4 protein-coding genes are annotated in these 4,949 nt (G+C 30.7%); all 4 read left to right on the forward strand.

Going from position 1 to position 4,949, the window contains the following annotated elements:
- The first annotated feature begins 220 nt into the window (after positions 1-220).
- The 4 genes from HNS40_RS21555 (at position 221) to HNS40_RS21570 (ending at position 4,831) form a co-directional block, all read left to right on the forward strand.
- The gene (locus HNS40_RS21555) at positions 221-1,900 is read left to right on the forward strand and encodes a T9SS type A sorting domain-containing protein (protein WP_172284787.1); all 1,680 of its coding nucleotides are present in this window, start codon (positions 221-223) and stop codon (positions 1,898-1,900) included.
- Between the two features lie 260 nt (positions 1,901-2,160).
- Positions 2,161-3,288 carry a hypothetical protein gene (locus HNS40_RS21560; protein ID WP_172284788.1) on the forward strand — a complete coding sequence of 376 codons (1,128 nt, stop codon included), beginning with the start codon at positions 2,161-2,163 and terminating at the stop codon, positions 3,286-3,288.
- An 824-nt stretch (positions 3,289-4,112) separates the two neighbouring features.
- Positions 4,113-4,535 carry a hypothetical protein gene (locus tag HNS40_RS21565; RefSeq protein WP_172284789.1) on the forward strand — a complete coding sequence of 141 codons (423 nt, stop codon included), beginning with the start codon at positions 4,113-4,115 and terminating at the stop codon, positions 4,533-4,535.
- Positions 4,532-4,831: a hypothetical protein gene (locus HNS40_RS21570; RefSeq protein ID WP_172284790.1), complete on the forward strand. Its 300-nt coding sequence runs from the start codon at positions 4,532-4,534 to the stop codon at positions 4,829-4,831. Before HNS40_RS21565 ends, HNS40_RS21570 begins: the two co-directional genes overlap by 4 nt.
- Positions 4,832-4,949: the final 118 nt, after the last annotated feature.

Genomic DNA, 4,949 nt, shown 5'->3' on the forward strand with positions numbered 1-4,949 from the left:
TTTTCGGCTGCTTCTTTTATTAATTGAAGCTTTTCTTCTTTTGTAAACTTTCTTTTTTCTGTCATGATCGTACAAATTTATAGATTTCTAACTATAACTTTGTCCGATTGTTTAAGGGGCCAAAACACTGGAGCAACTTTAATTATAGAAGACAACGTAAGCATAAGTGGAAATTCATCTAACAAAATCATCGTAGAAGGCAATATTCAAATAGGAAATAATGTCAATTTTAACCGATCGGGTAATTCAGGATATTTTGGCGGTTTACATATCAACAATCAAAATGCAAGCACTACACTTAGATCAAACTATTTTTACAAAAGCTCGCATGCATAATTATGGCGATAATCTTATTGTTAATGATTGTAATTTTGATGACTGCTATATTATACGTTCTCATAGAGGTACAGTAACTTATACAAATTCTGATTTTAGCCGTACTTGGCTTTATATTGAAAATACCGATGAAAATGACAAAACTGCAATAGTAGCTAATTGTAATTTCACAACAGATATTACTATGGCCGCCATAGATCTTTGCAACTACGATAATTATCGTATAGAAAACAATACCATGAATGGTTTTTATAATGGTATTCAGCTATGGCAGTCGGGCGATGGAAATATGGCGAACTACCATCATATTCATAACAATGAAATATTCAATTCTAATTTAACTGGTATTACTGCTTACGATTCAAAGGTGTCCATTTCAATGAATCATATTCACAATAATGCATATGGCATTCGTTTAAATAATAAATGTAACGTAGCAATGTATGGTGCTTATAATGCTACTTCGTATAACGAAATGAATTATATAACAAATAATACCAGCTATGAGCTGTATATCTCAAAATACAGTTTCCCATGGTATTTTCGGTATAACGCTATTATTGACGACTATAATATTGGTAATCCAAGCGATCCGTTATTATATTTCGCCTATCCTACAGGAGGTAAAATAAATCAAAAAGATATACGATATAACTGCTGGACAGCAAATAATAATTTTGTAGCTAGTGAAGATTTATATCCATATGAGTATTTTACATATAGTCCAACTTGGTGCCCTAATGGTTCTCCAATTCCAATAGGATTAGCCGAGCAAATGTATTTTGATGGAAAAGAACAATTTGACGATCAGCAATACTCAAATTCAAAAGCTACATTTCAATTGCTAATTGAGCAGTACCCCAAAACAAAATATGCCGAGTCTGCTATGAAAGAATTAATTAATATAGAAAAGTTTTCTACTAACGATTACTCGTTATTGAAAGAATATTTTCTAACAACCGATAGTATTGTACTTGATACAACTCTTGCAAATTTGGCAACTCGTCTTGTAAATGTTTGCGAAATAAAATTAGGTAATTATCAAGAAGCAATTAACTTTTTTGAGGCAACTATCATTAATCCAGAAACAATAGAAGACAGTATATTTGCAATAATCGATTTGGGTTATGTTTACTTTTTGATGGAAAATGAAGGTGATAAATCTAACTATTCCGGTAAGTTAGTAGAGTTTAAACCAGAATCAAAAAATCATTTTTTTGAACATAGAGACTTTCTTTTATCATTAATTCCTGAAGAGAAAATGAGCACTACCTTAAAAGGAAATATTGATGTCTTAGAAGCAGGAGGGCTATTGCAAAATAATCCGAATCCTTTTAATGGTACTACTCAGATTTACTATAAAATGGAGGAGGAATCAAATGTGCAGATAAGTATTTACAATTATACTGGACAATTAATAAAGACATACATAGAGGGAACAAAAACTAAAGGCATTCATTATATTGATTTTGATGCAAATGGTTTGAAAAATGGAATATATCTTTATTCAATAAGTATTAACGGACAAATAACAGATTCTAAAAAGATGACGATTATGAGATAATACAAACGAATTATCCACCCTTCACAACCAAGCACATCCCGAGTAAAATTCGGGTAGAGCTTGGTTGTTCCAAAGCTATCAGCATAATGTGAATCAATAACGCCCAGTTTGCCAACAAGGCATCATATTTCATGGCGATTTCAGTCGCAACTTTTTATGATTATGGCAGATAATATAGTATATTCGTGGACAGAAAAATTACAGCAGACAAATCCGCCACGTAAATATATGCCAACACGTTACAGGGCATTTAAAAAAATATGAAAACGAAGCATTTATTGATATTTTTAGTTTTTCTCACATTAGCAGGATGTACAGAAAAAAAATCTATTGTAGGAACTTGGATTGAAAAAGACAATTTTGTGAGTCCGCGGATTTGGGATATCACTCAAGATTCTTTTAGAATTCGTTACTGGAATCATTATAACAGTTTTTACAAAATAAAAGGTGATACTTTCATGTTTCCTGGTTTCGAGGGATTAAAGAAAAATCGATTTGAAATAATTAATGATGAACTAAATTTTTACTCAATTGATAATGACTCATTAATAATTAGTTTAGAAAAAGACTCTTATAATAACTTTATTGATTACTTCAATAAAAAAAAGAACACTAATATTTCACTTCCCTATTTAAAATCATCAATAAATAATTTCCACACACTACATTCAATGACTTTTGTATTTAATAAAACAGATCTTAATAATGTCTATGTAAATGGTGAAAAAATTGTTTTGGATAGCTTAGCTTTTTTAAAAATCCTTGAGATAAAAAATCGAGATATCTCAACAACTGGAAGACGTGGATCCCTTTATTGTGATCGGGAAATAAAACTAAAAGATATAAATAGATTGAAAAAGGAACTTCAAAAAGCGAGAATTATACAGATATCATACCTAACTCAAGACAGTTCTGATATTCTTTATGGTAATTATTATAAATTACCTTATATCGAGAATAAATTATTTGACTCCGTATTTCAAAGACATACAGTACCTCCTCTTCCAAAAATTCCGCCTTTAGATGATTTTACCTCCAATGACATACTCTGTAAAATTGGAAATCAATCAATAGAAGTAAATGGAGATGATTTATCTCAAAAGGAACTTGAAGACTTTCTAATAAATAAAATACACGATGGAATTAGAAATATCCTTTATATAAATTTTGATGAGAGATTTACTTATGCAAACTATTTGAGGAAACTATATGAGATTAAAAATATTTATATAAGCGAACAACAAAAATACGCTCTAAAAAAATTCAATAAACAAGATATCGAAAAGCTGGAACCTGATGAATATCTGGAGATTAGAAAAAGATTCCCTATTCTAGTTGTAGAGATAAATAGTAATGAATATAAAGAAATGAAGAAAAACGCCCTGTAACACAAAACATAGTGCATTTGGAAATTAGAGTAATAAATGACGATATTAGATATAAATAAAACAAGGAGTAGATTGAAAGATAAAGGTTTAAAAAACCCAAACGCACCATGTTCAACACGTTACCAAGCATTTAAATTCAAAGGACAAAGCATTTGGTAGGGAAAAAAGTTCTTTCTTTAATTAAGGAAACGAATACGAATTCGGGCATTTTTAGCCAATAAGAATGAATGTGTTGAAAGATGAAGTTGCTCGGTTCCAGTCGCGGGCCTTTTAAGTCCTGCCTATCTTGATTTTTAAAAAAGGCAAAGCGTGTGAATAACAAAACGACTTTGACTTGGTTTCAGTCGTGGGAAATTTAAGTTCCTGGTTGTCTTTACTTTTTTAAAAATTGTAAAACTTTATGTAATAAATTATTAGTTTTACATCATGTTTTAGGTCTGGACATTTTAAGTTCGAATGGCATTGGGCATACATGAGGTGAATACGTAGAGACGAAGTTCTTGATTTCATGTTTTAGGCGATGACATTTTAAGTTCGAACTTTTTTGGCCGCTTAAAGAGTTTCTAAAAAATAGAAAATGCCCTTAAGAATGACTACTAATATAGGTTTTAATGCTTTGATTATTTGGTGATTTGAAGGAGATGAAACCTATATATTGAAAAGATAAAACGCTTGGTAACAATGGCTCATACATAATGTGGGTTTTGTAGTAGATTTGAACATATAAACATAAAATAGACATCGGAGTAGGCAGATAGATAATGGCTTTGAAAGCCACACTATGCATAGCCTAACCGTTGTGCACTATTTGAAGAAACTAAGAAATGAGCAAGAATTCTAATGACATAAAAGGAATATTTGAAAAATTCATTTCGGATTTTGTTAAAAAGGACAAACAAGAAAGAATGTTCCAATTCCTTAAAAAAGAAAAGAACTGGTGGAAAATTATTAATGAATTTCACTCATCAACTCCATTTGATAAAAGTGTATTACAAGATATTAAACCGAATGAACAATACAGTGAACCAATTTTTAAGCAACTTAGAAAATTAGGGGCTGAAACTGAATGTTATTCTTTACTAGACTATTTGGATAATAATGAATATCAATTTGTGTTATCTGAAAAACTTACTGATACGGTTGGTTTTTTAGTTGAGACAATTATTTTTTGCCCAAAATCAGGAATTGGATATTTTGAAGGCGGACACGCAAAAGATAGATTTATACTGAAAAAAGCCAAGAAATGAATTTTGAAGATTTTAGAAAAGATATAGAATCAAAACTTGACTCAATCTTTAAATTTGAATTATTAGAATTTCATTTTGAGCCTTACAGTTTTGGTAGTGGGATATTGGCTTATAGAATAAAAGGACTGAATCATAAGTTTGTTTATGACGGTCGAGAAAATACATTAATTTGGTTAATTAGTAAATCTCATCAAAAATATTTCGGGACAAAATGGACTGAATTTAAAAACCAAAATGGACTTGAAATCAGTATTGATGAATTAGAAAATGGAATAAAAACAGTGCACAACAATTAAGCATCGTTTTCAGCCCTAAGCCGTGGAGCTAAGCATTTGCTTATGGCCAAGAGGGGCTGAATATGTGCTGTGTGTTGAACCTAAACCGGCAACGAAGCCGTAAAGCCTACCTTTTATA

The sequence above is a fragment of the Lentimicrobium sp. S6 genome, from assembly GCF_013166635.1.
In the GTDB taxonomy this organism is placed as follows: Bacteria; Bacteroidota; Bacteroidia; order Bacteroidales; family UBA12170; genus UBA12170.

Coding starts and splice junctions, on each gene's coding strand:
- HNS40_RS21555 (WP_172284787.1), top strand. CDS start 221: ATGTCAATTTTAACCGATCGGGTAATTCAGGATATTTTGGCGGTTTAC.
- HNS40_RS21565 (WP_172284789.1), top strand. CDS start 4,113: ATGAGCAAGAATTCTAATGACATAAAAGGAATATTTGAAAAATTCATT.
- HNS40_RS21570 (WP_172284790.1), top strand. CDS start 4,532: ATGAATTTTGAAGATTTTAGAAAAGATATAGAATCAAAACTTGACTCA.
- HNS40_RS21560 (WP_172284788.1), top strand. CDS start 2,161: ATGAAAACGAAGCATTTATTGATATTTTTAGTTTTTCTCACATTAGCA.